This window comes from Pseudomonas sp. P4_C3, from assembly GCF_056402075.1.
The window spans coordinates 1-4,427 of sequence record NZ_JBFUIC010000327.1 but is presented as its reverse complement, the minus strand read 5'-3'; the positions used below and the strand labels follow the sequence as shown (position 1 = coordinate 4,427).

The following is a 4,427-nucleotide window of genomic DNA, read 5'->3' as shown; positions in this document are numbered from 1 at the left end:
CCCAGTGATCCTGCGCGGCTCGGCACTCAAGCCGGTCGACGACAGCCCCTTCGTCAACGCAGTGTTCTCGCCGGAGTTCACCGACCTGGTGTTCCAGCAACCCGACAGCGAGCGCGAACGACTGGTGAACGAGTACCACAACACCAATTACTCGGTGGTGGTGGATTTGTTGTTGGCGACGGCGAGCTGAGATTTGCTGCGTCTGTAAGGCCGCCTTCGCGAGCAAGCCCGCTCCCACAGTAGTCCAGTGAACACAGGTCCATTGTGGGAGCGAGCCTGCTCGCGATGGGGCGATTGAAATCACCCAAAACACTCAATCCTGAACCCTTCCTGAAGATCCCCGAGATTGCCCCTGCAAGCTTTTGTATCGGGTTTACTCGCCAAACATCGGGGCGTAAGCTTCGCGCGTTTTCATCCATTACGGAGACCCACAGTGGGTACTTGTTCGAGTGACAGTTGTCGGCCGGTCTCGGTAACCGGCATTTTCTCGGCAAGATAACGCGCAGTCTCCTGTGCCGTTGTCTCGCCGAAAAGCGAGCAGCGGCATCCTGATCATGGCCAGTCCGGGCCATGTCCCGACGTCCCTCTCATCGACGCTGAACAGTGCGTGGTTTCGACTTTTTGTCGTGGCCGCCGCTCTATCGACACGCCTGTCATTCGTGACCGGCGCGCCAGGCCTTGCTTTGCCGGTTGTTCCGGCGGCAGCGGCGTGGACCTGCCTGCTCGACGGTTTCCCGGCTGACCAAAGGGGCACCAGCCATGAAACTTACCCTCAAGGAATTCTTCGCAGGCTTCCTGCGTAACCGCCACATCGCCCGGCACTTTCGCCGCCTGGCGTTGCTGGAAACCTTCACCGACACCACGGTCAGCCGTGAAGTCCCGCCCACCCTGGCGCAAACCCTGGTGGCCGCTGCCGGCAGCGACACCGGTCAATTGCTCAACACCCTGGGCAGTCACACCGACGGCTTGAGCGAACTCGAAGCCGATGCCCTGCGCGAGCAATTCGGCCTCAACGAAGTCGAGCACGAACAACCGCTGCCCTGGTGGACGCACCTGTGGCACTGCTACAAGAATCCGTTCAACCTGCTGCTGACGTTGCTGGCGGTCATCTCCTGGCTGACCGAAGACATGAAAGCCGCCATCGTGATTTTCTCCATGGTGGTGCTCTCGACCTTGCTGCGTTTCTGGCAGGAAACCAAATCCAATCAGGCCGCCGATGCCCTCAAGGCCATGGTCAGCAACGCTGCCACTGTGATGCGCCGGGACCTTGAGGAGCACAGCGCGCAGCGCATCGAATTGCCGATCAGGCAACTGGTGCCGGGCGATCTGATCGTGCTGTCGGCCGGTGACATGATTCCCGCCGATTGCCGGGTGCTCAGCGCCAAGGACCTGTTCGTCAGCCAGGCGGCGATGACCGGCGAATCGATGCCGGTGGAAAAATTTCCCCGCCAGCAGGACCATGACACACTCAATCCGCTGGACCTGGACAACATCCTGTTCATGGGCACCAACGTGGTGTCCGGCACGGCCATGGCGGTGATCCTCACCACCGGTAACAGCACCTATTTCGGCGCCCTGGCTCAGCGGGTCGGCGCCACTGACCGGGCGTCGACTTCGTTCCAGACCGGGGTCAACAAAGTCAGCTGGCTGCTGATCCGCTTTATGTTCGTGATGGCGCCACTGGTGTTGTTCATCAACGGTTTCACCAAGGGCGACTGGACCGAAGCGCTRCTGTTCGCGCTGTCGATTGCCGTGGGCCTGACCCCGGAAATGTTGCCGATGATCGTCACCTCGACCCTGGCCAAGGGCGCGGTGTTCCTGTCGCGCAAGAAAGTCATCGTCAAACGCCTCGACGCCATCCAGAACTTCGGCGCCATGGACGTGCTGTGCACCGACAAGACCGGCACCCTGACCCAGGACAAGATCTTCCTGGCGCGCAACGTCGACGTCTGGGGCAACGACTCCGATGACGTGCTGGAAATGGCCTACCTCAACAGCTACTACCAGACCGGCCTGAAAAACCTGCTGGATGTGGCGGTGCTCGAACATGTCGAAATCCACCGTGAGCTGAAAGTCGGCACGGCGTTTCGCAAGGTCGACGAGATTCCGTTCGACTTCACCCGCCGGCGCATGTCGGTGGTGGTCGCCGAGCGTGATCAACCGCACCTGCTGATCTGCAAGGGCGCGGTGGAAGAGGTGCTGGCGGTCTGCTCGCGGGTGCGTCACGGCGAAGTCGATGAAGCCTTGACCGAAGAACTGCTGGCGCGAATCCGTCAGGTCACTGCCTCGTTCAACGCAGAGGGCCTGCGGGTGGTGGCGGTCGCGGCACGGCCGATGGTCGAAGGGCGCGACACCTACAGCCTGGCCGATGAACAGGCACTGACGCTGATCGGTTACGTGGCGTTTCTCGATCCGCCGAAAGAAAGCACCGCACCGGCCATCAAGGCCCTGGCCGCCCATGGCGTGGCGGTGAAAGTGCTGACCGGCGACAACGAACTGGTGACGGCGAAAATCTGCCGCGAGGTCGGCCTGGAACAGCAAGGCCTGCTGATGGGCAACGACATCGAACGTATGAGCGATGCTGAGCTGGCGAAGGCGGTGGAGACCACCAACGTCTTCGCCAGGCTGACGCCGTCCCACAAGGAACGCATCGTCCGTCTGCTCAAGGGCAACGGCCATGTGGTCGGTTTCATGGGTGACGGCATCAACGACGCCCCGGCCCTGCGCACCGCCGACATCGGTATTTCGGTGGACAGCGCCGTGGACATCGCCAAGGAAGCGGCCGACATCATCCTGCTGGAAAAGAGCCTGATGGTGCTGGAGGAGGGCGTGCTGGAAGGGCGCCGGACCTTCGCCAACATGCTCAAGTACATCAAGATGACCGCCAGTTCGAACTTCGGCAACGTGTTCTCGGTGCTGGTGGCCAGTGCGTTCATCCCGTTCCTGCCGATGCTGCCGATGCACCTGCTGGTGCAGAACCTGCTCTACGACATTTCGCAGATCGCCATCCCGTTCGATAACGTCGATGACGAAATGCTCAAGCAACCACAGCGCTGGCAGCCGGGCGACGTCGGACGCTTCATGCTGTTTTTCGGGCCGATCAGCTCGATCTTCGACATCAGCACGTTCGCCTTGATGTGGTACGTGTTCGATGCCAACACCCCGGATCACCAGACCCTGTTCCAGTCCGGCTGGTTCGTGGTCGGGCTGCTGACCCAGACACTGATCGTGCACATGATCCGCACGCCGAAGATCCCGTTCCTGCAAAGCCGCGCGGCCATGCCGTTGCTGGTGATGACCGGACTGATCATGGCCGTGGGGATTTTCCTGCCGATGGGACCGCTGGCCCATTACTTCAAATTGCAGGCGTTGCCGTCGCTGTACTTCGTGTTCCTGCCGGTGATCCTGCTGGCGTACATGGCGCTGACCCAGGCGGTGAAGGGGTTCTACATTCGCCGGTTTGGCTGGCAATAAAGCCGCGAGGCTGGCCAATCAACGCACCCCCTGTGGGAGCGAGCTTGCTCGCGATAGCGGTGTATCAGTTGACATGGATATCGACTGACACTCAGTCATCGCGAGCAAGCTCGCTCCCACAGGGGGGGGCGTGTATTTTTCAAGGGATTCATCATGCAAGCACTTAACAACCTCAACCTGACCTCCCTGATCGACACCCTGGTCAGCCTCAGCACGGCCTTTATCCTCGGTGGCCTGATCGGTTTCGAGCGTCAGTACCGGCAACGCACCGCCGGCCTGCGCACCAACGTGCTGGTGGCGGTGGGCGCGGCGATTTTCGTCGACATGGCCAACCGGCTCGGCGGGGCCGAAGGCGCCGTGCGGGTCGTGGCGTACGTGGTCTCCGGTATCGGCTTTCTCGGCGCCGGGGTGATCATGCGCGAAGAGGGCAATGTGCGCGGCCTCAATACTGCCGCCACGCTCTGGACCTCGGCGGCAGTGGGTGCCTGCGCCGGTGCCGACCTGCTGGCCGAGGCCTTGCTTGGCACCTTGTTCGTGCTCGCGGCAAACACCTTGCTGCGGCCGATCGTCAACAACATCAACCGTCAGCCGCTGGATGTGATTTCGGCGGAAGTCACCAACATCGTCTATGTCATTGCCCGGCGTACGCAGCAGAAAACCGTGCTGGCCTTGCTCGAAGCCGAGCTTGCGCGCAGCAACTATCCGGCCAGCGATGTCGATGTGCATGCCTTCGGCGCGGATGAAATTGAAATCGAAGCCACCCTGGCCACCACCTCGGTCGATGGTGATGAACTGGATGCGCTGGTGGCGCGGATTTCGACGTCGAGCATGGTGGTGCAGGCGTTCTGGAGTCCGAGTACCACGGAGTAACGGCCAAGGTTTCCCGGGCAAGCGTCAGATTAACCAGCATTTATTTAGGAATATTCCTACATAAACCCAGGAAGGTCTTCCGT

The 4,427-nt window shown here is 61.1% G+C and carries 2 protein-coding genes and 1 pseudogene; all 3 read left to right on the top strand.

What is annotated here, in order from left to right:
* Window positions 1–172: pseudogene (locus AC1DVH_RS26830) on the top strand (SidA/IucD/PvdA family monooxygenase); the annotation flags it as partial.
* A 587-nt stretch (window positions 173–759) separates the two neighbouring features.
* On the top strand, window positions 760–3,474 hold the full coding sequence (gene mgtA, locus AC1DVH_RS26825; RefSeq protein ID WP_477756336.1) for a magnesium-translocating P-type ATPase: 2,715 nt from the start codon (window positions 760–762) through the stop codon (window positions 3,472–3,474).
* A 153-nt stretch (window positions 3,475–3,627) separates the two neighbouring features.
* Window positions 3,628–4,344, top strand: a complete 717-nt coding sequence (locus tag AC1DVH_RS26820) for an MgtC/SapB family protein (RefSeq protein WP_477756335.1) — start codon at window positions 3,628–3,630, stop codon at window positions 4,342–4,344.
* Window positions 4,345–4,427 lie beyond the last annotated feature (83 nt).

Coding starts and splice junctions, on each gene's coding strand:
- AC1DVH_RS26820 (WP_477756335.1), top strand. CDS start 3,628: ATGCAAGCACTTAACAACCTCAACCTGACCTCCCTGATCGACACCCTG.